The organism is Paenibacillus sp. Negev47, from assembly GCF_058313655.1.
The window spans coordinates 4,128,580-4,152,702 of the sequence record NZ_CM177754.1; the positions used below are offsets into that span (position 1 = coordinate 4,128,580).

General features: G+C 46.5%; 24 protein-coding genes. 5 read left to right on the forward strand and 19 right to left on the reverse strand.

Annotated features, from left to right (window positions below):
* Nucleotides 1-38: 38 nt before the first annotated feature.
* From pepF to AC4G47_RS18330, 5 genes are all read right to left on the reverse strand, one after another.
* Entirely contained in the window at nt 39-1,841 is a 1,803-nt protein-coding gene (pepF, locus tag AC4G47_RS18310; RefSeq protein WP_491102128.1) for an oligoendopeptidase F, read from the reverse strand.
* 363 nt (nt 1,842-2,204) lie between these two features.
* Nucleotides 2,205-2,564 carry a winged helix-turn-helix transcriptional regulator gene (locus AC4G47_RS18315; protein WP_036608849.1) on the reverse strand — a complete coding sequence of 120 codons (360 nt, stop codon included), beginning with the start codon at nt 2,562-2,564 and terminating at the stop codon, nt 2,205-2,207.
* Between the two features lie 267 nt (nt 2,565-2,831).
* Nucleotides 2,832-3,395 (reverse strand): 6-phospho-3-hexuloisomerase, encoded by a 564-nt coding sequence (gene hxlB / locus AC4G47_RS18320; RefSeq protein WP_458126539.1) that lies wholly within the window; start codon nt 3,393-3,395, stop codon nt 2,832-2,834.
* A 4-nt stretch (nt 3,396-3,399) separates the two neighbouring features.
* Nucleotides 3,400-4,032, reverse strand: coding sequence for a 3-hexulose-6-phosphate synthase (gene hxlA, locus AC4G47_RS18325; protein ID WP_336760255.1), 633 nt, complete (start codon nt 4,030-4,032; stop codon nt 3,400-3,402).
* A 368-nt stretch (nt 4,033-4,400) separates the two neighbouring features.
* On the reverse strand, nt 4,401-5,483 hold the full coding sequence (locus tag AC4G47_RS18330; RefSeq protein WP_491102129.1) for a lactonase family protein: 1,083 nt from the start codon (nt 5,481-5,483) through the stop codon (nt 4,401-4,403).
* A 213-nt stretch (nt 5,484-5,696) separates the two neighbouring features.
* Here AC4G47_RS18330 and AC4G47_RS18335 point away from each other — a divergent pair, with 213 nt between their 5' ends.
* On the forward strand, nt 5,697-6,626 hold the full coding sequence (locus tag AC4G47_RS18335) for an AEC family transporter (protein ID WP_458126537.1): 930 nt from the start codon (nt 5,697-5,699) through the stop codon (nt 6,624-6,626).
* Here the strand turns inward: AC4G47_RS18335 and AC4G47_RS18340 are convergent.
* The 5 genes from AC4G47_RS18340 to AC4G47_RS18360 form a co-directional block, all read right to left on the reverse strand.
* Nucleotides 6,604-7,194 carry a DUF2062 domain-containing protein gene (locus AC4G47_RS18340; protein WP_491102130.1) on the reverse strand — a complete coding sequence of 197 codons (591 nt, stop codon included), beginning with the start codon at nt 7,192-7,194 and terminating at the stop codon, nt 6,604-6,606. The two genes, AC4G47_RS18335 and AC4G47_RS18340, sit on opposite strands and share 23 nt — an antisense overlap.
* Nucleotides 7,195-7,251: 57 nt before the next feature.
* Nucleotides 7,252-7,710 (reverse strand): OsmC family protein, encoded by a 459-nt coding sequence (locus tag AC4G47_RS18345; protein ID WP_491102131.1) that lies wholly within the window; start codon nt 7,708-7,710, stop codon nt 7,252-7,254.
* 19 nt (nt 7,711-7,729) lie between these two features.
* The gene (locus AC4G47_RS18350) at nt 7,730-8,497 is read right to left on the reverse strand and encodes a DeoR/GlpR family DNA-binding transcription regulator (RefSeq protein ID WP_491102132.1); all 768 of its coding nucleotides are present in this window, start codon (nt 8,495-8,497) and stop codon (nt 7,730-7,732) included.
* A gap of 138 nt (nt 8,498-8,635) precedes the next feature.
* On the reverse strand, nt 8,636-9,766 hold the full coding sequence (locus AC4G47_RS18355) for an NADH-dependent flavin oxidoreductase (protein WP_458126533.1): 1,131 nt from the start codon (nt 9,764-9,766) through the stop codon (nt 8,636-8,638).
* A gap of 185 nt (nt 9,767-9,951) precedes the next feature.
* Nucleotides 9,952-10,629: an SOS response-associated peptidase gene (locus AC4G47_RS18360; RefSeq protein WP_091016984.1), complete on the reverse strand. Its 678-nt coding sequence runs from the start codon at nt 10,627-10,629 to the stop codon at nt 9,952-9,954.
* A 225-nt stretch (nt 10,630-10,854) separates the two neighbouring features.
* Here AC4G47_RS18360 and AC4G47_RS18365 point away from each other — a divergent pair, with 225 nt between their 5' ends.
* On the forward strand, nt 10,855-11,376 hold the full coding sequence (locus AC4G47_RS18365; RefSeq protein WP_458126531.1) for a zinc metalloprotease: 522 nt from the start codon (nt 10,855-10,857) through the stop codon (nt 11,374-11,376).
* A 43-nt stretch (nt 11,377-11,419) separates the two neighbouring features.
* Nucleotides 11,420-12,091: a hypothetical protein gene (locus tag AC4G47_RS18370; RefSeq protein WP_458126530.1), complete on the forward strand. Its 672-nt coding sequence runs from the start codon at nt 11,420-11,422 to the stop codon at nt 12,089-12,091.
* Nucleotides 12,092-12,286: 195 nt separating this feature from the next.
* On the opposite strand, the gene AC4G47_RS18375 is transcribed toward AC4G47_RS18370, so the two are convergent.
* The 4 genes from AC4G47_RS18375 to AC4G47_RS18390 all read right to left on the reverse strand — a co-directional run bounded on the left by AC4G47_RS18375 (nt 12,287) and on the right by AC4G47_RS18390 (nt 19,370).
* Nucleotides 12,287-14,197 (reverse strand): AraC family transcriptional regulator, encoded by a 1,911-nt coding sequence (locus tag AC4G47_RS18375; protein WP_491102133.1) that lies wholly within the window; start codon nt 14,195-14,197, stop codon nt 12,287-12,289.
* 203 nt (nt 14,198-14,400) lie between these two features.
* Nucleotides 14,401-16,947: a beta-mannosidase gene (locus tag AC4G47_RS18380; protein ID WP_491102134.1), complete on the reverse strand. Its 2,547-nt coding sequence runs from the start codon at nt 16,945-16,947 to the stop codon at nt 14,401-14,403.
* 255 nt (nt 16,948-17,202) lie between these two features.
* Nucleotides 17,203-18,234, reverse strand: coding sequence for a LacI family DNA-binding transcriptional regulator (locus AC4G47_RS18385; RefSeq protein ID WP_458126527.1), 1,032 nt, complete (start codon nt 18,232-18,234; stop codon nt 17,203-17,205).
* Nucleotides 18,235-18,422: 188 nt separating this feature from the next.
* The gene (locus AC4G47_RS18390) at nt 18,423-19,370 is read right to left on the reverse strand and encodes a DMT family transporter (protein ID WP_491102135.1); all 948 of its coding nucleotides are present in this window, start codon (nt 19,368-19,370) and stop codon (nt 18,423-18,425) included.
* 165 nt (nt 19,371-19,535) lie between these two features.
* On the opposite strand from AC4G47_RS18390, the gene AC4G47_RS18395 reads away from it, so the two are divergent.
* Nucleotides 19,536-20,411: a LysR family transcriptional regulator gene (locus AC4G47_RS18395; protein ID WP_491102136.1), complete on the forward strand. Its 876-nt coding sequence runs from the start codon at nt 19,536-19,538 to the stop codon at nt 20,409-20,411.
* A gap of 40 nt (nt 20,412-20,451) precedes the next feature.
* Here the strand turns inward: AC4G47_RS18395 and AC4G47_RS18400 are convergent, their stop codons facing one another.
* The 5 genes from AC4G47_RS18400 to AC4G47_RS18420 form a co-directional block, all read right to left on the reverse strand.
* Nucleotides 20,452-20,649 (reverse strand): hypothetical protein, encoded by a 198-nt coding sequence (locus AC4G47_RS18400; protein WP_491102137.1) that lies wholly within the window; start codon nt 20,647-20,649, stop codon nt 20,452-20,454.
* Between the two features lie 32 nt (nt 20,650-20,681).
* On the reverse strand, nt 20,682-21,164 hold the full coding sequence (locus tag AC4G47_RS18405) for a tetratricopeptide repeat protein (RefSeq protein WP_491102138.1): 483 nt from the start codon (nt 21,162-21,164) through the stop codon (nt 20,682-20,684).
* A gap of 195 nt (nt 21,165-21,359) precedes the next feature.
* The gene (cyoE, locus tag AC4G47_RS18410) at nt 21,360-22,217 is read right to left on the reverse strand and encodes a heme o synthase (protein WP_491102139.1); all 858 of its coding nucleotides are present in this window, start codon (nt 22,215-22,217) and stop codon (nt 21,360-21,362) included.
* Nucleotides 22,218-22,375: 158 nt separating this feature from the next.
* On the reverse strand, nt 22,376-22,942 hold the full coding sequence (locus AC4G47_RS18415; protein ID WP_491102140.1) for a hypothetical protein: 567 nt from the start codon (nt 22,940-22,942) through the stop codon (nt 22,376-22,378).
* 289 nt (nt 22,943-23,231) lie between these two features.
* Nucleotides 23,232-23,585 (reverse strand): DUF3243 domain-containing protein, encoded by a 354-nt coding sequence (locus AC4G47_RS18420; protein WP_491102141.1) that lies wholly within the window; start codon nt 23,583-23,585, stop codon nt 23,232-23,234.
* A 242-nt stretch (nt 23,586-23,827) separates the two neighbouring features.
* On the opposite strand from AC4G47_RS18420, the gene AC4G47_RS18425 reads away from it, so the two are divergent.
* Nucleotides 23,828-24,037 carry a hypothetical protein gene (locus tag AC4G47_RS18425; protein WP_491102142.1) on the forward strand — a complete coding sequence of 70 codons (210 nt, stop codon included), beginning with the start codon at nt 23,828-23,830 and terminating at the stop codon, nt 24,035-24,037.
* Nucleotides 24,038-24,123 lie beyond the last annotated feature (86 nt).

Genomic DNA, 24,123 nt, shown 5'->3' on the forward strand with positions numbered 1-24,123 from the left:
AACCCGTTCTGCCTTGTCCGTATACTATATGAACCAGATCAGGAATACAGACGTTCAAGTTCGTCGACCAGACTGCCGACATAAGCAACTGCAGAACGAATCGGCTCAGGTCCCGACATGTCCACACCCGCGAGCTTCATTAACTCCTGCGGCGTGAGACTTCCACCGGCTTTGAGTGCATCAAGCCAGCGATCCACCGCAGGCTGTCCGTCTTCCCTGATCTGCTGTGCCGCCGCTGTGGAAGCTGTCAGACCTGCCGCATAGGTATATGGATAGAGTCCCATATAATAATGAGGTTGTCTCATCCACGTAAGTTTGGCCCCTTCATCAATAACGAGATCAGGTCCCCAAAATTCGGAGAGGATGTCTCCTTTGAGCTGACTTAACGTCTTCGCCGTAATTGGCTCATCTTTTGTGGCGAGAGCGTATACTCTGCGTTGCAATTCACCTTCCAGTAGATGCGTAACAAAGTTATGATAATACGTATTCAGGAGTTGCAAAATGACCCAGCGACGCATTCTTGGATTATCGGAACGCTTCAACAGATGATCTGCCAGCAGCATTTCATTCATCGTCGATGGTGCCTCAATGAAATAGAGAGATGGGCGTGTATTCGTGAGCCGTTGGTAACGACCCGCGAGCATGAAATGGCCTGCATGTCCCACTTCATGGGCAAGCGTAAAGGCTCCGCGCATGTTGTTCGCCCATGAAATCAGGATATAGGAGTGCGAACCATATATGGAAGAACAAAACGCTCCTGTGGATTTGCCTGCGTTATCTGCGTAATCCACCCAGCGATCACGAAATGCGCGCTCTACGATCTCGCCATACTCCGGACCGAGCACATCCAGTGCCTCGCGAATGAGCGTACATGCCTCCTCATATGTAATGGCAGGGCTAAATTCAGGATCAAGCGGCGCCTTCAGATCACAGAACATCAGCTTGTCCAAGCCCAGTTCACGTTTCTTGAGAGCGGCCAGTCTGCGCATATGAGGTGCAAGTTCCTGCTGGATAATATCCAGAATGTTATTGTACATCTCTTTGCTCACTTGCTGTGGGCTGAGGAGCATATCAGTAACATCGTCATAACCACGCAATCTGGATAAGACAACCTGTTTCTTCACTTCGGTTGCATAACCTTCTGCGAACGTATTTTTGTACTCATTCAATGTGGAGCTGAACGCAGCATAAGCAGAGCGGCGCAGCTTTGTATCGGACGACATCTCATAATTATTTTCATAGAATGACCAGGACAGTGGACGAGTATTGTCCTCTCCATCGAGGGCATCGTCAAACGTCATGTCTGCCAGTTTACCGCGCAGATAGATACGGTATGGTGAATCCAGCACCTCTCCGAGTGAAGCGAGTACCTTCTCGGTCTCCGGTGTGAGCCGATGTGCCTTTTCTCGAATCAAACGCTCCAAACTGCGCGCATATGGTTCCAGACCCGGAAGCTCTTGAATATAACGCTCTACAGTTCCATCCGGTAGTTCGACGATCTCTGAATTTATAAAAGACAAGGACGACGACAGATTCGATAGGATATCTCCTGCTTTGGCAGAGTTCTCTATATTCACCGGATTGGTGCTGTCTTCCGACTGCTTAAGTCGGGCATAAGAAGCCGTCTTGCCGATACGCTCCTGCAAAGCTTCACGAGCATCCAGACAAGCCAGCAATTGTCCAGCGCCTTCGCCCAGACGTCCTTTGAACGTTTCAATCTCGGTAGCAGCCTCAGGAAGTGATCGAAGCTCCTGCTCCCACTCCACATCGGTTGCAAACAGGTCTCTCAGATCCCAAGTTGCTTCTGGGTTTACCTCAGCACGTGTACGTATTTTTTCCATCTTTAGTTGTCATCCTCCTTGCATTTCCAATATCTCTCATCGTATCATATTCCGCTCATCTATACATGACATCTCCTAAAATGGTTCAGGGGACTTATGGTCGAGCTGACAAATTAGTTTATCCGTATCACTCCGATGACAGAATAGCCTTCTGATCGCCGTTATCCCCGGATTTTTTTTGATCCCTTTTCTAAAGGGAAAATCCGATGATAAATACGAACGCTCCGCTTCTTCAAGCTATTTCTGTCCTCTACGTTTCGTATAAACTTTTGCTCATGTGACCATGGTTTGAAAGTAAATAAAAAAAACGCTAGGTGATGGCAAAAACCCCATACACCGAGCGTTTTATTGAATATAACTTATTTAACTTTCTTTCCAGATTACATTTTCCCCATAATTTTTACCCCAGTTATACATCGCATGCAGCACGGGCATCAGGCTCTGGCCGTGATCCGTCAACGTATACTCCACCCGAGGAGGTACTTCTGCGTACACCTTGCGCTCAATCAGTTTGTCTTCCTCCAGCTCACGTAGCTGGTTGGTCAGCATCTTCTGGGTAATATGAGGGATTAGGCGTTTCAGCTCACTGAATCGTTTGGTGCCTTCCAGACCCAAATGCCACAAAATAATCAGTTTCCACTTGCCCCCGATTACCGCAAGAGTCAATTCCTTCTCACAGTTGATTTCTTTCAGATTAATCCGTTCCTTCACTTCGGATGCCATGGCTCCGAGCCCCCCCATCTTCAATCTTATATCGGTATCATACGCATGTTACGGGGACACTCCATAAGAGGGTAACTATCCGCTCCATACATGATGTAATAAGTACATTCATTCGATACAGCTTTCTATTAATTCTACTACAGCCTGCACGGGATGCAAAGTTTAACTAACTACCTCGAATAAAACCTATAAGCTTGAAAGGCTGTGCATCGCAGAAAAAGACCGAAACCCTTCACAAGCAAAGGATTTCGGTCTTGCATCTATTCACTATTCCAGGTTTGCGTGGCGGCCAAACATATCCGCTCCGGTCATACCCTTCATCTCCATCATGGTAAGGATGAGAGCATCCATACCGATTAACAGTCCTTGTTCGAACAACGAGCCCATCGGCTGAATGGTTACGGCTGCTCCGGAAGTTGCTGTGTCCTCTTTGGCTGAAGCCGGGAGACGCACTACCGTAGTCGCCAATTTGCCAATCGTGGACTCTGGCTTAATTGTAATGAGACCTACAGGTGCACCTGCTTGACTAGCCTTCTGAGCCATGGCTGCCAGACTGCCTGTCTCTCCTGAGCCAGAGCACAGCAAGAGGAAATCCTTCGAGCTGATCCCAGGTGTTACGGTCTCGCCCACCACATATACACGAAGCCCCATCTGCATCAGTCTCATGGCAAAAGCCTTTCCCATAAGTCCTGACCGGCCTGCTCCTGCTACAAAAATCTGTTCTGCAGCCAGAACATGTTCAGCCATCGCTTGCATCTCTGCATCATCGATCTGGCTTAACGTGCGTTCCAGCTCCTTCAAGATGTCAGCTGCGTATTGTGTTTTGGTCATTCGCTTACCCTTGTTTAACGAGACGTTGCATTTCAGCTGCAACTGCCGCTTTGTCCGCTTGTCCTGTGATACCGCCACCTACAATAACCAGATCCGGTTGTGCTTTGATTACTTCTGGCAATGTTTCCAGCTTGATTCCACCAGCGACAGCCGTTTTAGCGTTTTTCACAGCAGCTTTGATCGTTTGCAGATCTTCGAACGGGCTTTGTCCTTCAGCTTGCAGGTCATAACCTGTGTGTACACAGATGTAATCTACGCCAAGCGAATCAATTTCACGAGCACGCTGTTCAAGGTTAGGCACGTTGATCATGTCCACGAGAACTTGTTTGTTTTGTTTCTTCGCTTCTGCTACTGCACCTTTGATCGTACTGTCATTGGTTGCCCCAAGCACAGTGATCAGATCCGCACCTGCCTCAGCTGCTTTCATGATTTCATAACCACCAGCGTCCATAATTTTGAGGTCTGCAAGAACTTGCAGATTAGGGAAAGCTTCTTTCATTGCCTTAACCGCGTGCAAACCTTCATTAATAACGATTGGTGTACCAATCTCAACGATATCAATATATTGTTCAACCTCTTTAACCAGTGCGATACCTTCAGGGATGTTTACCAAGTCGAGTGCCAATTGCAATTTCATCATTTATTTCTCCTTTGTTGTTCAAGTATGAGTCGTTCCTGTAAAAATAATAATCAGATATTTAGCCTGCACCAATTCGTCTGTTCAGATGCATGCAGTGTTTGTTTTGGCTACTCATTCATTGTAGACCCTGACTATCCATTCAGGAAGTACGCACTTTGAAGTGGGGTAGTTACTTGTACGAAACTAATGAAATTAATTAGTTGTTATATGAACTCATTTTAGAAGTGTCCCTTCATTTGAACCGAAATTTGCATACTAAAAAATCCTAATCACTCATCCAAATAAATAGACCCTGCCATATAGGATATAGGCAGGGTCCTTTTCTAATTTTCAATCCAGCCAGAGCTGATTTTAGCAATTATACCTTACAGATATACAGGTTTCACACACACCGGCTTGGATACACCTGTGCTGTGACCTGTGTATTTCAGACGTCCGCTTTCCTGATCCACTGTGAATGTCACGAGGTTGTTGGTATCGCGGTTGGCTGCGATCAACAGTTTGCCATTAGGTGTCAGAGCAAAATGACGCGGGTGCTCCCCTTCAGCAGATACATGCTCAACCAGTGTCAGGTGACCTTTGTCTGCGTCTACTGCAAATACAACGATGCTGTCATGTCCACGGTTAGAACCATATACATAACGTCCATCATTGGAAACTGTGATCTCGGCTGTTGTATTCTCTTTGCCATCATAACCATCAGGCAATGTCGATACCGTAGACAATTCAGTCAACGTGCCCGCTGCTGCATCATATTTGAACGAAGTAATGGAAGAATCCACTTCATTGATAACATAAGCGAATTGACCATTCGGGTGGAACGCCAAGTGACGTGGGCCTGCTCCCGGATGAGTTTTGGTTTCACTGTGCAGCACAAGTTCATTTTTGTCTGCATCAATGGAATAGATCGCAATGTTATCCGCGCCCAGATCCTGTACCATCATGTATTTGCCATCTGGACTAAAGAATGCAGAATGTACATGTGGCTTATCCTGACGTTCAGGATGCGCACCTTGGCCTTCATGTTTCTTCTCGTCCAGAAGCGCTCCAACTTCACCGTTATCCGTCAAGGCTTGCAGTCCTACCAGACCACCGTGGTAGCTGGAGAGGATCAAGTATTTGCCGGAAGGGTCACGCTGGATATGACATGGTGGAGCTGAGATGGAGTTATTCCGGTTCAGCAAACTTAATTTTCCTGTAGAAGGATCAATGCTCAGAGCTACCGCTTCAGACATTTTATTGCCTTCAGCTGACGCTGTTTCACCAATCGCATACAGTTTGTTTCCTTCAGCATCCACGTTGACAAACGTTGGGTTTTTCACACCCGCGATGCCGTTAAGCTTGGACAAGCTACCTGTATCCTCATTCAATTCATATGCATAAATGCCCTCATTTTCCGCTTCGGCATAAGAGCCGGCCAGTACGAGCAAGCGTTTTGATTCACTCATTACAGTTTCCTCCTCTATGTGTATGTAATCTTGTTGCACCTCTTCTATAATAAATCTGCCATATCAAAATAGCAATCTGCTGTCGCTGCACATCCGTGAAAACACCCGCTAAACAACGGCTTTCTGCACATGATCATACTGAAATCCATTCATATGAAGTGCATCTTCTGCTATGATAAGATAGGTTTTTCATCCAGAAGGGACTGAATTGCATTGCTTCACTCATTTTTACTCACGTTATACCATGTATTCCTGCCGATATCACTTCCCGTGATCGGAGGTATTCTGTTAAAACGCTTCAAGAATTGGGATACCCGGTCGCTGTCGACCTTTTCCCTTTATATTTTGAGCCCTGCGCTCATCTTCAATACATTGCTGCACGCAGAGATTACCTGGACGGACGTCACCAGCACATTCTGGTTCTCTATCATTAATCTGATTGCGCTGTGGGCACTCGCCGAGCTGTTAAGCCGGATTTTCCGTCTGGGTGCAAGCGAAAAAGCAGGTCTCACCCTCGTCTCCACGTTTACGAACTGCGTGAATTATGGGCTCCCGCTTGTACTGCTTGCCTTTGGACAACTTGGACTGGATAAGGCTTCCGTCTATGTTATTGGACAGATGATCATTGTCAATACGGTAGGTATCTTTTTTGCCGCGCGATCCGAATTCACGGTAAAAGATGCGATTCTGTCCGTTTTCCGCATGCCGTCCATCTATGCTGCCGGCATCGCCATTGCGCTGCGCGCATCCAATTTGAGCCTGCCTGACGCGCTGGATGGAGGCATCTCCATGCTGGCTATGGGCTACTCTCCCGTCGTTCTCGCCATTTTGGGAGCACAGATGCTCAGATCAAAAGGTGCTACAGCGCCTTGGTTACCTAATGTACGCCGAGCCTTCTGGACCGGGCTTGTGGTACGTCTCGCAGCTGCACCGATCCTCTCCTGGCTAATTCTGACCGCGCTTCAGGTCGAGGGTACCTTGTTCAGTGTGCTGCTCATCCTCGCATCGATGCCGACCGCGGTGAACGCTGTTATTTTGGCTGAACAGTTCAATGCTTCTCCACAGTTTGTATCCCGCTGCATTCTATGGACAACCGCTGCATCCATGTTGATGCTGCCAATTATGATTGTGATGGCTTCCTGATTAACACTGGAGGCGATACCGCAGCCATATCTGCTTGTCGACGCTTCTCCAGCCGGCGTTCATAACGCTGGTTGAGAGCTCTGACGTAAAAGAATTTTACGATAAAGTACGAAATTACACCCAGAATGATACCGAACACGGACATGCCTGCCAAAATATCCAGTCCACCGAGCAACAATTCGCTCACTGCCGACCAGTTCCCGCGAAACAGTTCCATGAATGCACTCTTGTGTACTAGTCCCTGTCCCATGCTGTGAGCAGGCAGAATCCAGGAACCAATCTGCTTGGCGAGCGGCATCAGAATGATAGGCAAAAACGTAAGTTTTCCAATCACATTGCCAACAATGGCTGCGGGCATCGAACCCCCGGACAGTCGCACGATGGGATAGAATATGAGATATATCAGGGATGCGGTCGAGATCACGATTAATTCCAGTCCGAACCCTATGGCAAATCCGGTAGATACTTTATGCGCACCTCCGGGAGCACGTAATAATTTGAGGAAATTCAGCTTCATAGCACGTGTTAAACGTACCCAGCGGCTGGTCTTGCGCTTCTGTGTGTTCATGCCGAATTTCTCCTTATTTACACGAATGACGACTTGCGTCGCCTACTCTTAAGTATATCACACTGTGTTAGCTCCTGTAGTTACAACGACTGGCTGTGTTTCGATCACAACATTGCCTGCCACCGCTCGGGAGATCATGCAGGATGATTCAGCCTTGTGCGCTAAGCGCTCGGCTTTGGCCAGATCCGCCTCAGAAGCATCTGTGCTAAGCACAATCCGGGGTCTATGTACGATCCGTTCGTACGTAAACACGTTATTCGTAACATCTACCGTTGCTTCCGACTCCAGCGTCAGCTCATCTGGCTTAATATCTGAACGCTCCAGCATTGCTGCCAACGTGATCAAGTAACAGGTAGAGGCTGCACCCAGCAGCATCTCATCGGGGTTGGTTCCCGTACCAGGTCCGCCCATCTCCTGCGGAATCGATATGACCGTTTTTAATCCACCTGCATCAATGGTTCCCTCACTGTTACGTCCACCATTCCATACCGCTTTCAGATGAAAAGGATGTTTCATGACATTCATTCCTTTCTATTTACACACGTATACACGTAATATTCTGCTCAGTTAGTGCACTTACTTGCTCTTCGTCTAAGCCTTGATCCGTAATCACTTTCCCCACACTGCTCATCTCAGCGACTCTCGTAAAAGCCTGTATGTTAAACTTGCTGGAATCTGCGAGTAAAATGACCTCATCCGCAATATGGATCATCTTCTGCTTCACCAAAGCCTGTAATTCATTGGATTCACTAATGCCTTTGGTCAGATGCACCCCTTTGCAAGACAGGAATACTTTATCGACATGGTAAGCATCCAGCGAACGTTCCGCCAGCGGCCCTACAAAGGACAGGGATTTCGAAGCCAGTTGCCCACCTGTGGCAATCACGCGAATCTGCTCCTTGTTACTCAGCTCTGCGGCCACCTTAATCGAGTTGGTTAAAACCGTCAGTGGAATGTTAGGCAATCCTGCCGCCATATACCACGCCGTTGTACTTGCATCGAGGGCGATCCGGTCGCCAGATTCCACCATTTTCACCGCTTCGCCTGCAATCCTGCGCTTCTCTTCTGCATGGGCTACAGCTCGTTCAGGATACGGAATCTCCGACTGTAAATCCTCTTTGTATTTTACACTGACTGCCCCGCCATGAGAGCGCCTGAGCCTGCCTGCCTGTTCGAGCTTGTCCAGATCACGACGAATCGTCTCTTCCGTCACCCCGCAGCGCTCACTAAGTTCGGTCACACGCATACTGCCTTGCGTATCCACCCATTCCACTATTTTTTCATACCGTTCAGCAACGAGCATATTCCTTCACTCCAAACCGTTGATTATCCAGTTGATCCTGTTCATCCCATCATACCACAGTGCGATTACAAGGAGAATTTAGACCACGTGCAAAAAGAGGGAGCTCTCGCCCCCTCCATTCCAGTCCTGAAGTGTATCTTATTTATCTTCTGCCATAGGGAACCAGCCCGGTGTGTGGATGATTGCATTCCACAGCCCGTCAGGGATAACCAGACGCTCCTGATCCGATTTGGTCAGAATCGTCTCGATATCTTCTTCCCGTCCGCTCTCGATTTTCTCAACCCAATCCGGTTCGATAATCAGCTCACGTCCAATGGCAAGCAGTGGCACTCCCGTTTGAAGCGCCTCAGCGGCCTGATCAGCCGTATGAATCGAACCTACACCAATAACAGGCAATTTGCCGTTCACACGATCGAGGATGAATTCCATTCTTGAACGTGTATCTGCTTCGCCACGTCTTGGTTTGGACCAGAATTCATTCAGGGAAACGTGCAGGTAATCCAGGTTTTTATCTTTCAGTGCATCCACCAGTGCATACGTATCTTCCATCGTGAGTCCCGGTGTTTCCGGTTCTTCCGGAGAGAAGCGGTAACCAATGATGAATGGCAATTTCGTATGTTCGGCAACAACTTTCTGAATCTCATCCACGACAGCAAGTGGGAATGCCAGACGTTTCTCTACACTTCCTCCCCAACGATCTTCACGTCGGTTGGAATGAGGGGAGAAGAATTGCTGGATCAGATAACCGTTAGCTCCGTGAATTTCAACACCATCAAATCCGGCTTCGATTGCACGACGTGTCGCTTCACCAAAGTCTTTGATAATGGAAGTAATCTCGGCATCAGTCAACTCTCTTGGTTCAGGAGATCCCGGACGCTCACTCGCAACCGCACTAGGAGCCACCACTTGACCCGCAGGTACAGCTTGTTCAGGCGTCAGACGGCCTGCATGGAATATTTGTAATATGGCTACAGAGCCCTGCTGTTTAATTGTATCTGCCAATCGTCTCAGGCCGGGAATGAAGCTGTCATTATGTACGCCGAACTGAGCCGGGAAACCAATGCCATTCTCTGTTACATGCCCTACTGCCGTAATCGACATGCCAGCACCACCGGTGCGACGTGCATAATAAGCAAGTTCTGCGTCAGATATGGTACCATCAGCATTCGAGGACATATGAGTCATCGGAGCGAGCACGATACGGTTTTTCAATGTAATGCCAGTCGGTAGTGAAACTTGTTCAAACATCTGGTTAAACTTTGGATTCATTCGTGGTTCCCTCCTGATTATAAATATCTCTTTTAATAGATATATGAATATATGCGTTCGCTTACTGTAATTATTATAGTTACGTTTCACCGCAATTGCAACTCTTCATTTTCAGAAAGGAAAAAAAGAGCAGAGGGTCCTAACTCCCTGCCCTATTAACCTTCTTCACTCTATGCAAAAGGGATTCAGAAACTCCGAACGTATGCCAGCTTCTGATCCATCTCTTCCACGCATTCATAACAATCGTGCTCATCATTGGCGACCATGGGTGTTACAGGATACAGATTCATCTCTGTACTGTTATACGATTTCAACAGCGGCAGCAACTGAGTGACCCGTGTGTTAGCCGGATCAAGCCAAGTGTTGATCTCTTCTTCGGAGAGGATCGCTGGCATTTTGCTGCCGAACTCGCGTGTAACCATGTTCGCGCCAGTCATAAGCATCGTGCAGGTACGAAGTGGCTCTTTACGTGTGTCTCTCCACACTTCATATAATCCAGCAATGCCGAACAGACCTCGATCCGGCATGACAACGCGGACCGCATAACTTTTCTTACCCTCTTGCCGCCAATAGTACAATCCGTTACACGGAATGACGCAGCGCTTCGTTTCTACCAGCTTGTAATAGGAAGGATTCTCATGCACCGTCATGAGATTTGCGTTCACGGCATCACGCCCCCAGAACGGAATGAACCCCCAACGGAACTCATCCAATACACGCTCACCATCCTGATGCAAAATAATTGGCGTATGCTGGGTTGGGCTGATGTTGTAACGGTTTTTGTAATAATACATTACTCGCTGAATCTTGAAATGATCTCTGACTTCGTCCAAATCGGCTGCCAATGAAAAACGATTGCACATGCTCAAGCACTACCTTTCCCTGTGTAAGTTGATTGTATTGTTTGTTATATCAGGGAAATTATGCATGCATATCGAGCAAAAATGACTTATTTTGACACCCACTTCGTCTGATCAAACCATATTTCATGTTTTCCACGACAAAAACAACGACCTCAGACTCATTTCAATCAAACTATTCCTTGTTACTATAATAGAGATAAAATACATTTATTGGAGGTTTTTAGTATGAAAAGGAAGTTTTTGATGAGCATTATGTTGTTCTCGGCGATAGCCATGTTCGGCAGTACTATCTACGCGGCAACCTTCCTGAATTACGGATATCCCAGTACGACCATCCCCATTCGCACGTATAATTACGCCTCCTCATGGCAGATCCCAATGGACGCTTCCCTTACCAACTGGAACAATGCCGGTGCCAAAGTTCAATTCACCAAAACAAACAACTCCCCGAACACCATCACCGCAGGAAACTTTAACAACACGGCATATGGTGTCAACTACGCCTCCGTATCCGGGAGTCAGGTCGTAAGCTTCCGCATCGAACTTAATGCATCCACCATTAGTGCTGACGCGACCAACTTATCCAATTTCATTCAAAGCGTATTCGTCCACGAACTTGGACACTCCGTATGGCTTGGTGACAACCCAACCACAACCAGTCCTTCCATTATGTCTTACTCCCGTAACCGAAATTCCATGACCAAACCTCAAACCTTTGACATCAACAACGTAAGGTCAAAGTATTAATCCGCTACGAACTCATTCCAAAATCCAAGGAGGATTCCTGTCCATGAACAAAAACCGAGTAAAAACGCTACTTATCTCAACGATTTTCATTCTATCTGCTGTTGGATGCTCTTCTGTTACACCTACCGCTTCTCCGTCCAATGCACCCATGACCATTATTGCTTCTGAAGATTACCCGAGTTATGCCAGCATTGGCGACCTGTCCGAGAGAGCCAATACCATCGTTAAAGGCAATGTCCTCGAGACTCGAGTGGAAGCTTTGAACGATATCGTACAGATTACAGAAGCTGCGAATGAAAACGAGTTAGAAACAGCGTCCGATCCAGGCGGAGAGCCGTCTTCTTTTGACAAAATCTATACGATCCACACGGTTCAGATTACTGAATCCTACAAGGGCGCTTACACGGCCGGGGAACAAATAGAAGTGAAGCAGCTTGGCGGACAATTGGGTAACACCGAGATTATTAATGACGACAACCTCAAGCTGGTCCCTACCAAAGACTATGTGCTTTTCCTCGAAACGTATGAAAACACCCCAGCCAGCCTGCTGAACTCCGTTCAGAGTCTCTACGTGATCAAACCTGCCGCCAAGTCGAATCAGACAGGTCAGCAACAATCACAGTCAGAAGTCATTGTGAGCGCGAATCCCGAGAATGATCTTTCTTTGACCATCAGGGAGTTGCAAGAAATCCAGAGCGAACAAAAGAACAACTAATGCATATACTGCAATCACACCGTTATTTATCTCCGTACAGACTCCTAATCCCCTTCTATTGTTTCAGTCATACATAAGAATATAAAAACCGTGCTGCTCAGCCAACTGGGCAGCACGGTTATTTGGTCTTACGTAGGCCCGCTGTGCATCCGAAATGCACTCGGCCCTTTAAATATGAGCGCAGACCATCCTTACTTACTTAGACGGTGTATTAAGTCCAATAATCCATTCAGCCAGATCCTGTGTCTGTTTCAACAAAGCGATGGGGTCACGGAACCAGGATTGTTCCTCCGTCCATATGTACACTTTTCCACTTTTGATAGCAGGCAATGAACCCCAAATCGGATCTGCCTGTAGGTCTTTCAGCTGTGAGTGGCTGGTTAGGACGATGTAATCTCCCGCGTATTTGGAGAGCAGTTCTATGGAGAATTCATGATATGCCCCCTGCATCAACTCAGACGGAATGTTCTTCGGTGCTTGTAAACCGAGCAATTCGTAGATATTACGCCCTCCTCGGCCCGACTGATTGCCGAAAATAAAGACTTGGCGGTCGTATTCCTGCATCACGGAGAATGTGGCATCAGCCGGTACAACGCTCTGCACCTCCTGCTTGATTTTTGCAATCTCCTCATTGAAATCAACCAGCCACTTCTCAGCTTCCGCTTCTTTGCCCAGAACTTCACCGAAATAAGTGACTTCGTCCTTCAGTGTCGGGAAAGTGATGGACGCAATGGAAACGGTCGGTGCAATCTTACTGTATTGTTCATAAGCCGCTTTGTCCGGATTCAATGTAATAATGAGATCTGGCTCCAGCTCCATCAATTGTTCAATGGAATCACCGATCGTTTCAAGCCCATCCATGTGACCTTCCAGATACGGGCTGTTCATCAGAAATTGTCCTCCACCAATCGGTTTGACACCAAGAGCAAGTACCGTTCCCAGATAATCAATGGCAGCGACTCGCTCTGGATGTGCAGGAATCTCTACCTCGCCAAAGGCCGTATTCACCATTTTGGTTTCCACGACTGCCGGTTGTTCAGGTTCCGCTGCAACCTCTGATGTTCCTGTTCCTTGTTCAGCTGTTCCACAAGCACTCAATGTGAGTACAAGCGCAAGTGACATGATCGCTGATTTAAAATGCTTAAACATGTTGATTTCCTCATCTCCCTTATATTGATAATGATTATCATCATCAATTAAAGGATAACGTTCCTCTCTTCCTGTTACAATAGATTCATTTGTTGCATTTAATGTACTTTTTGAAACTGTTTTTGAGTTTTCCTGCTGCTTCAACCGATATTGTCCAGGTGTGATGCCAGTCTCTTTTTTGAAAATTCGATTAAAATAGAATGGGTCCATGTACCCTACATATGCAGCAATTTCCTGTAATGAAGCTTCCGTGGACGCAAGCAAACTCCTTGCCTCACCCATACGTAACCGAGTCACATATTCTGTCGGTGTGCATCCCGTCTGTTCCTTGAACTTGCGTGATAAATACTGCGGGCTATAATTCAAGGACTGGGCAAGCGAATCGAGTGAGATCGATTCCCGGAAATGAGCTTTGATATGACGCAATACCTGATCGGTAAGCGAAGGCTGCTGAACTTCGTGAAGCATGCGGCTTCGCTGTAACAATACAAGCTGTACCAGTTGAAAGAAGTACACTTTGACCTGAATTTCCCTCAATTGCTCCTGTCCTGACCAGCATTCATGTATATTCCGTACTAGCTCACGCAGTTCAAGGGTGTGATCCGGCGCTGTCGCCCAAGACTCTTCAAATGGATTTCGCTGGTTTAGCATCATTCGGTACTCCACGAGCACGTTGGATGGCAGCGTTGATTTGTACAAAATCAGATGAACCTCCATCCCCCCGGTCGCTTCAAATGTCAGACGTCTTCCTTTTCCCCCGTGCAGCAGCAAGAACTGGCCTGTAGACCATACCTCTTCATCCAGCCACACCTGCCCCCTACCATGAACATAGACAAATGCACTGGTTGGTAACACATAGTTTCGCATGAACTCGTTTGTTGCCAGTGATATAATACGGACATCAAGCACGCGAACCTGAACCTGATCCCACAGCTTGATATCATTCTGAATCCGCATATAGACTCCCTTTCCTAAGTGTTCAAACATGCACAATGCATAGCATTGTGACTCAAAACCCACCTATAATTGATAATGATTATCAATTATAGCAATGATGGAACCATCTTTGAAGCCTACATCCGTTTTTATTGGTTGCCTCAATATAAAAACGGTTGAAATCCCTCTTAAAGAGATCTCAACCGTTCTGATGTTAAGCCTTATTATAGTTTGATAAAATCAGCCATGGAACGAACCTCAATGAGCCCGGTATTGGAAACCGCATCGGTAGATTGCAGCCCTTCTCTGGAAGTGAACTGCACCTTCACCGGAATGCCAGGAATGAGATCGAAGAAGTTGTCGGAGAATACGCCTTCTGCTTCGGAGGAAATCCATACCTGTTTGGCAAGCACATCACTTTCCAGTTGAAAATATTTGCCATCATTTTCAGTAACCTCTGTTACTTTAATTTGTGCAGGCTGCAATGCAAGATCTTTGGATGGTGCAAAATAATGCTCCTGCACAATGTCAGCTACTCCATTCTGCTTCAGATCCAGGCGCAACAGCGTTGTTGCAACATCACGGCCTTGCAGCCATTCAGTCTGACTCAGAGACAATACCTTTTGACCCGAATTCGATGCCAATGTTACTTCATGCTCTTCTTCACGGTATACTGTGCCATCGAATCCAATCAATCGAATCTGCAGTTGACCCTTCACTGGCTCAAGCTGATCCGAGATGATATAAATATCTGTAGTATCTTCCTTGGTCCCGTCTACGGATACGAGCACATCGCTGAAGCTTCGTTTCGCGTAATACTGCAAAGCTTTCCAACGCCCAAGGTAGTCCATGCCTGCCCATGAAGCCACCGGCCAGCAGTCATTCATTTGCCAATAAAGTGTTCCCATGCAGAATGGTTTACGGCGACGATGTGCTTCAATGGCCGTCTTCATTGCTTCTGCCTGAAGTACCTGGCTCATATACAGGAACGATGGGAAATCCTTCGATTCATGCATGTACATATCCATATACTGTTTGATCAGACGATTACCTGCCCCATTCTTCTGGTGCGCAAGCATCACTTCAGATTCCAAGGCCAAGTCTTCTTCTTCCGCATAGGTCCGAACTGATTTGTATTCCGGGAAAGACTGGAATCCATATTCGCTCATGAAACGACCCACATGCACGTTGTAGTTTTCGAAAGGTTCTACATTGTGCCACACGCCCCAGTAGTGAATATCGCCCTCAGATGTAGACGGGTGCGCATGCTGCTTCTCATCCCCTGTCAGTGATACAAGAGGTGAAGAAGGCCAGTAATCCACACCTGGAGCATACGCTTCAACCACTTCTGGCAGCAGATCATGGAAGATGGCTTCGTAATCGGCCCAGATGCGTTCACGCTGCTCGGCAGTAAAATCTTTCTTCCAACCCCAGCCACCATTCTCAACATATTGAGCCCAAGCCGAATCAATCTCATTATTACCACACCAGAGTGCAATACTTGGATGATTACGCAGACGTTTCACATTATCAATCGCTTCATGTCTTACACTGTTCAGGAACGCTTCATCCCCTGGATACATGCTGCAAGCAAACATGAAGTCTTGCCATACCAGGATTCCGTATTCATCACACAGTTCGTAGAACACATCCTCCTCATAGATTCCGCCACCCCACACGCGCAGCATATTCATATTGGACTCGGCTGCGGATACGATCTCATGACGATAACGTTCATGAGTAATTTCAGTGATGAAGCTATCATTCGGAATGTGATTGGCCCCTTTGGCAAAGACCGCAACCCCGTTCAATTCAAAGTAAAAGGATGCTCCCGCTTCATCTTTGTCACGTACCAGGCGAATGGAACGAAGTCCTGTCTTCACTGTAGATTCAGCCACAGCTCGGTCGCCTTGAAGCACTTCGGTAAGGAAGGTGTACATATGCGGATCACCAAGCCCGCGGCTCCACCACAGTTTCGGTTCATTGATGGAGATTGGAATCTCCACAGTCTGAGCTCCGGGTTGCAGCGATACGGATCTTTCCCATCTCTGACCATCTGCGCCAATACGAATGACGGTTTCCACCGATTGTGATGTCTCTACTTCCACAACAGCGGTCAATGAAGCTAAGGTAGCGCTTACTTCATTTTGCTGGATATACACATCATTAATTCGTACCTGTGTCCAACCTTCTAGACGTGCTTCACGCCAGATTCCACTGGTTACAAAACGCGGACCCCAATCCCAACCATAATGATACGGGGCTTTACGTGCAAAAATACTTACTCTCTTGTCGCCAAGTCCGCCAACATCGGACTGATCATTGGATGCAGGTAATGCATATCCGAGCTTCTCCAGCTTAGGCAGGTCTTCCTGAATCGGAGACCGAAAACGTATTCGGAGAATATTGCCTTTGCCCTTCAATACGGCCTTCACATCCGCCTTCCATACCCGGAACATGTTATCTGCTGATAACACATGCACATCATTCACATACACATCAGCATATGTATCCAGACCATCAAACACCAGTTCCAGATGTTCCTGAGAGAACAACGCTTCGGCAACGTCAAATTCAGTCTGATATTCCCAATCTTTCTTATCAATCCATTGTACTTCCTTCTCGTTCGTTCCATAAAAAGGATCTGGAATCTTGCCCAGTTTCAGCAAGTCTGTATGCACACAGCCGGGCACCTGGGCCGGCATCCACTCTTGATCTTCGCAAGCCTTGAACGTCCAATTCTGAAAAACCTGTGATTGTATTGTGCTCATGACAGCCTCCATTGTTGTTAGAGTTGGTAATTATTATTTTGTTAGGTTCTGTTAGTGAAAAAACAAATAACTTACAAAACAAAATTAACACGATATGCTTCTCATAGTCAATCTGTTTTGTAATTTAATTTGTTAAACAATCGCTGCATATCAAAAAGACATGAAGACTTAATCTCTCCATGTCTCTCACCTGAGTTCATTTACCAGTATGTTTGTCGTTAAAATGATCAATACGTTCTTATCACACATACCACATTAGTCTATATTGGCGTTATATTCATCGCGAATAATTAATTCCGAATAGATCAGCTTGCGTTCATAAGGTTGATCCAGATGTTGGATCCGCCACAACAGCTGATCCACCGCTCTCGTGCCCAGATTATCTTTGTTAATATGTACCGATGCAAGAATGGGTTCATCCGTCTGCGTATTGTCAAACCCGGTTACGGCACAGCGTTCAGGCACCTGAATGCCTCGACTTTGGAGTGCCTGAATGACAATGACAGCTGTATGATCATTCGCACACACGATGACTTCAGGGATATCCTCCAGCTTCATTTCGGCAATGGATCTCCGTATCTGTTCATACTCAGGTCCCAGCAAGTCTGCTTGCTGTTCCCCCTCCAGCTGTTTCTCTTCCAGCACCGTTCGATATCCAAGCCAACGTTCTCTAAAGCTTGTTGCATCAGGCAGTTTCCCAGCAAACTGGAACCTTCTATACCCTTTCCCAACGAGCATGAGAACCAGTTCTTTCATACATTTCATATTGTCTGTAAAAACCGTGTCCGCGTATATGGCCGGGTCTTCATGGTCCACCATCACAAGCGGAATACGCAGCCTGTAAATCTCCAGCAATACCGATGTCGAGATGGTGCCTACGGTAATGACTCCGCTGATCGCTTCCGGATTAAGGACCGAGAACATTCGATCGGAAGAGGGTTCTGTCAGCGTTAAAATGTCCATCCCCTTCTCATTCAGCCTCTCAGAGATGCCATCGAACACAGGCCCCCAGTACAAGGAAGATCGATTCTGAGAACGAACGTTAGGAAACAAAATTAATATGGTGCCTTGGCGCTCCGCTTCTGGCTTCACCTCAATTGACGCCTGTGTGTCCACCGGATACCGCTTTGGCTCGGTTCTGAAATACCCGAGCTGCCCCGCCGTTCTGACAATCATCTCGCGTGTATGCTCGCTCACACCAGGCTTCCCCGTCAGCGCACGGGAGACTGCGAATTTGGACACCCCCGCAGCATCCGCAATTTGCTGCATTGTTACTCTTTTAGTCATGCCATTCACCCGTTTTTCCTGATTTTCCATTCAGTGTAGCATAAAAAACAAAAATCAACAAAACAAGTTATGTTCCCGTTTAACTTGTTAGGCTAAATTCGATCGGTAACAGGCCATGTACAACATAACAAAAAAAGGCCCTCTCTCCACCTTCCATAGAAGATGACGAAAGGACCATTGTTCCCTGGTTATATGCTCCGTGCTCCCTGATCGCTGAGTTCCGGCTGGAGCGCTTGACGTTTTCTGCGCCAGAAGATCGGCTGTGGGAGTTTGATCTCTGTAATCAACACGCCCATCAACATCAAAGCTGCTCCTGCATATCCTTGCAACGTTAATGACTCCCCTTGAAAGGTAAAAGCAAAGGCCGCTGCAAATAGAGGTTCGAGTGAGAAGATCAGACTCGTTCTTGTGGGAGAGGCATGGCGCTGTGCGAGTGTCTGCAGAATATATCCCAATCCGCTACACAGTACACCTAACCCGAGAATTGCTGCCCAGGATTCAGCCGTATCGGGCATACGTGGCGTTTCCAGCATGAATGTAGCCGCTATTCCCCACATCGCCGCAACACCCAATTGTACCGTTCCCAGTGTTAGCGGATCATGCTTCGGCGTGTACTTGCCAGCAATCATAATGTAGATGGCATACACTAGCGCTGCAAGAATGCACAGAATATCTCCCGTGTGCAGACTCAGTTCATGTTGAAGCGTTAACAAGCCCAGCCCGGTTACTGCTACCAGTATACTTAACGTCAATCGTTTATCAGGCATACGACGATGCTGGATTGTCGTCAGGATGGGTACAAAAATAACAGCCAAACTAATCAAAAATCCCGCTTGGGATGTCGTTGTACGTTGCACACCATAGGTGATGAATACAAATGCAGCGAATAAAGCCGTGCCCATAATGGCTCCTGCCACAAGTGTTCTTCGATCCATTTTAAACAGTCGCCGATGAAAAAGAATCCCTGCCGCAAGAAAGGCAATTCCAAAACGAAATGCGACCAGATTCAATTCTTGCATGGACGCTAGGCCCGATTTCATAAACAGATAGGATGATCCCCATATGACCGTTGCGAGCAGCATCTGTATGTCTGCTCTTCTCGTTGCCTGACCCTGATTAACCTGTACACCATTCATCTTGCTTCAACCTTCATTCTATGTATTCTGATCTGTGTGATCGTGCGTCAAACTAACTCGCCTTGGCAAGTATAAACGATCTCTTTGCATTATAAAAATGAATATTTATAATAGATTATATGAAATAAACTCATGCATCAAAAATGGGAAGGAACGGAATCATTCATGTCATTGATCAAATACGAAATATTGAATACCGTAGTGGAATATGGCAGTCTCACCAAAGCGGCAGAAGCACTGAACATCACCCAATCCGCAGTCAGCCATGCCATCGCCAGTCTGGAGACGGAATGTGGTTTTTCACTACTCCATCGCGGTCGTTCCGGTGTACGTGTTACCGCTGAAGGCGAACGCATTCTGGGATACACACGTGAAATTCTGCGCTGGACGGAATTGATGAACCAGGAAATTTCTCTAATTCGCGGCGCGGAGATTGGAACTGTACGTATTGGCACCTTTGCCAGTGTCTCCACACAGTGGCTACCTGGCATCCTGAAACAATTTCGTCTGCGTCATCCAGGAATTGAGATCAAGCTGTGGGAAGGCGATTATGCTGAGATTGAGGGCTGGCTAGCTGGAGGTGCTATCGATCTTGGATTTCTGTCCCTCGGCGATTCATCGCCGTTTAAGACCATCCCATTGCAAAAAGACAGGATGATGTGCATCCTGCCTCTGGATCATCCTCTCGCCTCAGAGGAGTCTGTTTCGTTTGATATTCTACTGGAGCAACCCTTTATTTTGCCCAAGTGGGGCGGAGATAACGAGATTGAACGACTGATTCGGGAGCATGCAGCCAAACTCAATGTCGTCTATGAAGTTGCAGAAGATCAAGCCATCATGGCGATGGTCCGTAATGGCCTCGGCATCAGCCTGCTCCCAGAAATGGTTCTTCAAAATCATACAGATTCGCTTGCGCTCGTTCCACTCTCTGGAGATCCTTATCGCACGATTGGTATGGCCTGCCCCTCTTTGGGCAATCTATCGCCCGCTACACGTCGTTTTATTGAAGAAGTTCAACAATGGCTCGTACCAACCCTGTAACTTGGGAGAACGAATCACCTATCGTTAAGATCAACTTCTTCTACCCGTTACTCACAAATTGGATAACACCGAGCGTCAGCAGCAGTACAACTATAATCGCAACCGTGATGCCAAAACCAATCAGGAAGCGCACGCCAGGTGAGCGTTTGTTCTGCTGGCTGCCTCCCAGGTTATCCAGCTTTTGCTCAATCTGATCCAATCTTTCATTTACCTGTTTCAGTTCTTGATTGGAGTTCATTCGTCCATCTCCTTTTTTTTGGCGTATTCGGTCTATTCCCACACCCGATCGAGCTGATCTGCGTAGAAACGAATTGCTCTGCTATAGTCGTTTATTCTCTTGTCACTTGATGTATCTGCAAGTTGCACGAGCAGTCGTTGCATCGCTTCTGCATGTTCACCCAGATTGTAGAGCACCATGGCATAGAAAACCTCAAATTCCCGGTACTCCGGGAATTCTCTCATCCCCTTTTCAAACCAAGCTTTCGCGTGCCCGTATTGTCCCAGTGTTCGATATGTACTGCCCAGTCCGAGTATTGCGCCTGCCCTGTCTTCTCCTGAGAGACCCAGATCCAGTGCCTGCTCATAATGCGGGACAGCCTCCCGCTCTAACCCAAGCAAATCATGCGCCCAAGCCAGCTGATACCAGACCTGCGCATTCTCGGGTTCTTGCCCTGTAATCTCTTGCAGAAGTTCAATTGCTTCCTGCACCTTGCCTTCTTGTCTCCATCGCACGGCCTGTTCCACATTACTCATGCTGTCACTTCCCATCTTGCATTATAATTTCCACATATATGATTCAATTGTTTTATTATACCAAAAAAGCACCCCATAGAATATGTTGTAACAACACAAAGTTGTCCAAACTCTATTCCGCAGTGTGCTTTTTCATTCGATGCAGCCAACTCGCTTAAGGTGCTTTTCTCTCAAAGTAATCTGTTCATCCCTTGATTAGGACCATGTCGTATTCACAACCATAACAATAAATACGAGCATGAGATAGTTAACCGAGATCAGAAAGTTCACTTTTGCCCACTTCTCATCATCCTGTGTCTTCAGTCCACTAAGTGTATGCACGAACCAGATTAGTCCACCAATCAGAGATACAATTAGGAATACCAGACCAACATAGTCGTAGAAATACAACAGAAATACAGCAGGAAGCAGTAGGAAAACGTAAGGAATCATCTGAAGCTTGGTACGTTTTACCCCTTTTACGACAGGCAATAACGGGAAACCGGCAGCGCGATACTCCTCCACCCGGCGAATACCCAATGACCAGAAGTGTGGTGGTTGCCACAAGAACAATAGCGCAAACAGCAACCAGGCACCTGCATCAATTTCATTCGTTACAGCCGTATAACCGATGACAGGTGGCATCGCTCCTGCAATTCCACCCAGCGATGTGCTCCAGGTCGAACTTCGTTTCAACCACATCGTGTAGATCACGATGTACGCGAACCATCCGAGCAGAGCCATCCAGCCCGATAATGGATTCACCAGGAGATACAGTACTGCTAGTCCCACAACACCAAGGATAATGCCATAGCCCAGTACAAAACCTGGCTTCAGATGGTTAATGTATTCCATCCTTTTTTTGGTGCGCTCCATCTTTTGGTCCAATTCACGATCCCAATAATTGTTGATTACACAAGCTGAAGCAATAACCAAAGTTGATCCAATCACGACCATGAGCAGAGATAACCAATGGATATCCCATTTTGAAGCTACCCAGAATCCTACTGCCACCGCAAACACATTCAGCCTTAGAAGTCCGGGTTTGGTTAATGCAATCATGTCTTTAAGCATGAGGCTCCTCCTGAACTATGTAAAAACGCCATTCCAATAATGATACATGTACCTCCCATTAATTACAATCGCTTTCATGAATTTGTCATAACCAAAAAGCATCCCTCACCGTTCTATTGAACGGGAGAAATGCTTGACTGATGAATTTCATCTCATTTTTATGGGATGTATTGCTGCACAATTTTGGTGACTTTTCCGTCCTGCACCGTCAGATGATATGGGAATACGGACAGGTCTAGAATACGGGTATTCTCATACAACGTTTCGAACTTGGATAATGTCACAGGTTCATTCCACTGAATGTCTGCGCCCAGCATCGTACCATCCCGATCATATAACTGCATCAATACTTCAGCATTGGCACTAACTTCAACCTGTTCCTGCTCTTTACTGTCATTGACAATATAGTAGCCATCTGGTGCACCGTCTATACCTGCTTCCGGATTGCGCTGTGCAAAAATCGCATCAGCTTCTTCACCTTGATACCAGCCAATCTTGTCCACTGTCATAACCAACTTGCCATTCTCTTGGTGCAAACCTTCCACATAGGCTGTAAACATCTCAGAGTTGGCAACCTGAGCTTCTTTCGCAGTAGGTTGTTGAACGTCCGTACTACCTTGAGCATTCGCAGGGGTAAGTAAATATGTAGTCAGCACAATGATACCAAGTAAAGCAACAACTGCACCGATCATTCGTAGTTTCCATTGTTTTGCCGCGTTCTTCATAGGTAACATCTCTCCTTAATATGAACGTTACTATTCCTTAACCGGAAGTCTTCCTTCTCAAACGCTCATCTGAACTATTGATTCCAACGTTCTTTCTTTTCTTATCATACTTGCAACAGAGACTATAAAAGTATCAGCCAGATTAAAAATAGTTACAATGCGCGTCACCACTCCAGTCTGTAGTCTTCTTAAACGGTAAAAGAACCCCTGATGTCTTCTCCATTCAGGGGTTCAATACATATATACGATTCTTATGCTTGTCAATGTATCTTATGCATAGATGCTCATCTTAATGATTGGTTGTAGAGCCTTGCGCCAAACGAACGAGCATATGAGCCAGCATATGACGTTCTTCTTCCTTACCTACATTCCATAGCTCCTGAAGCAACTTCTCTTCACGATTGCGAGGTTCCTCCCGAGCTGCGAGATAATCCGCTACTTTCTCAGCGATTTTAGCCATCTGCTCCTCGCTTAGTCCAATGGATTCTCCCATCGCAATTCGCTTACCCAGGTACTCTTTGAATGCGTCAAAGTTCTGTAAAATCTGTTCTCTTTCTTCCGGCGCAATCTTCTCAATTGCATTGTCCACCTTGTCAGTAGAAACTTGGCCATCTTTACGGATTACGTGATTTTGTTCATTCATCTGAATAACCTCCTTGAGAATAGTTGTTCATTGGATTAATACAACATACTTAACATTAACCGGTTATCTATAATATAAACTCCTCACTTAAGTTTAATCAGTCCATTTCTATCCTGTAAGCGTATTGATCTTTGTGCATCACGTTTCAAATGAACTCCAGCGGTTAATCGTTTACATATACGTAATGGTGTTTGGACATCTTAAGAAACACCTGTACATTACGGAACAAGGAGGGATTTCCCATGAGCGACAAAACCAAACATGAGAAAACAAACGATGAACTTGAACCAGGCGTGAACACGGTGATCCATCCAGACAAGCAAAATCCTGGGCCAACCGATATGATTGAAGGTGTGGTAGGCGATATCGTGGATAATATTCGCAAAGATTTCTCACATGACTCGAAGGACGAGACGCCTTCTTCCAAGTCAACGGATTCATCGAGTAAATAAGCACGATCCTTTTCTCCATAGCAAAAGATAGCTTAAAAAGTCCTCCTGCCATACGTATGGCTTGGGAGGACTTTTTGGTAATGAAC

Bases quoted from the DNA above. Each gene is read 5' to 3' on its own strand.
- pepF (WP_491102128.1), bottom strand. From the start codon at position 1,841: ATGGAAAAAATACGTACACGTGCTGAGGTAAACCCAGAAGCAACTTGG.
- AC4G47_RS18315 (WP_036608849.1), bottom strand. From the start codon at position 2,564: ATGGCATCCGAAGTGAAGGAACGGATTAATCTGAAAGAAATCAACTGT.
- hxlB (WP_458126539.1), bottom strand. From the start codon at position 3,395: ATGACCAAAACACAATACGCAGCTGACATCTTGAAGGAGCTGGAACGC.
- hxlA (WP_336760255.1), bottom strand. From the start codon at position 4,032: ATGAAATTGCAATTGGCACTCGACTTGGTAAACATCCCTGAAGGTATC.
- AC4G47_RS18330 (WP_491102129.1), bottom strand. From the start codon at position 5,483: ATGAGTGAATCAAAACGCTTGCTCGTACTGGCCGGCTCTTATGCCGAA.
- AC4G47_RS18340 (WP_491102130.1), bottom strand. From the start codon at position 7,194: ATGAACACACAGAAGCGCAAGACCAGCCGCTGGGTACGTTTAACACGT.
- AC4G47_RS18345 (WP_491102131.1), bottom strand. From the start codon at position 7,710: ATGAAACATCCTTTTCATCTGAAAGCGGTATGGAATGGTGGACGTAAC.
- AC4G47_RS18350 (WP_491102132.1), bottom strand. From the start codon at position 8,497: ATGCTCGTTGCTGAACGGTATGAAAAAATAGTGGAATGGGTGGATACG.
- AC4G47_RS18355 (WP_458126533.1), bottom strand. From the start codon at position 9,766: ATGAATCCAAAGTTTAACCAGATGTTTGAACAAGTTTCACTACCGACT.
- AC4G47_RS18360 (WP_091016984.1), bottom strand. From the start codon at position 10,629: ATGTGCAATCGTTTTTCATTGGCAGCCGATTTGGACGAAGTCAGAGAT.
- AC4G47_RS18365 (WP_458126531.1), top strand. From the start codon at position 10,855: ATGAAAAGGAAGTTTTTGATGAGCATTATGTTGTTCTCGGCGATAGCC.
- AC4G47_RS18370 (WP_458126530.1), top strand. From the start codon at position 11,420: ATGAACAAAAACCGAGTAAAAACGCTACTTATCTCAACGATTTTCATT.
- AC4G47_RS18375 (WP_491102133.1), bottom strand. From the start codon at position 14,197: ATGCGGATTCAGAATGATATCAAGCTGTGGGATCAGGTTCAGGTTCGC.
- AC4G47_RS18380 (WP_491102134.1), bottom strand. From the start codon at position 16,947: ATGAGCACAATACAATCACAGGTTTTTCAGAATTGGACGTTCAAGGCT.
- AC4G47_RS18385 (WP_458126527.1), bottom strand. From the start codon at position 18,234: ATGACTAAAAGAGTAACAATGCAGCAAATTGCGGATGCTGCGGGGGTG.
- AC4G47_RS18390 (WP_491102135.1), bottom strand. From the start codon at position 19,370: ATGAATGGTGTACAGGTTAATCAGGGTCAGGCAACGAGAAGAGCAGAC.
- AC4G47_RS18395 (WP_491102136.1), top strand. From the start codon at position 19,536: ATGTCATTGATCAAATACGAAATATTGAATACCGTAGTGGAATATGGC.
- AC4G47_RS18400 (WP_491102137.1), bottom strand. From the start codon at position 20,649: ATGAACTCCAATCAAGAACTGAAACAGGTAAATGAAAGATTGGATCAG.
- AC4G47_RS18405 (WP_491102138.1), bottom strand. From the start codon at position 21,164: ATGAGTAATGTGGAACAGGCCGTGCGATGGAGACAAGAAGGCAAGGTG.
- cyoE (WP_491102139.1), bottom strand. From the start codon at position 22,217: ATGCTTAAAGACATGATTGCATTAACCAAACCCGGACTTCTAAGGCTG.
- AC4G47_RS18415 (WP_491102140.1), bottom strand. From the start codon at position 22,942: ATGAAGAACGCGGCAAAACAATGGAAACTACGAATGATCGGTGCAGTT.
- AC4G47_RS18420 (WP_491102141.1), bottom strand. From the start codon at position 23,585: ATGAATGAACAAAATCACGTAATCCGTAAAGATGGCCAAGTTTCTACT.
- AC4G47_RS18425 (WP_491102142.1), top strand. From the start codon at position 23,828: ATGAGCGACAAAACCAAACATGAGAAAACAAACGATGAACTTGAACCA.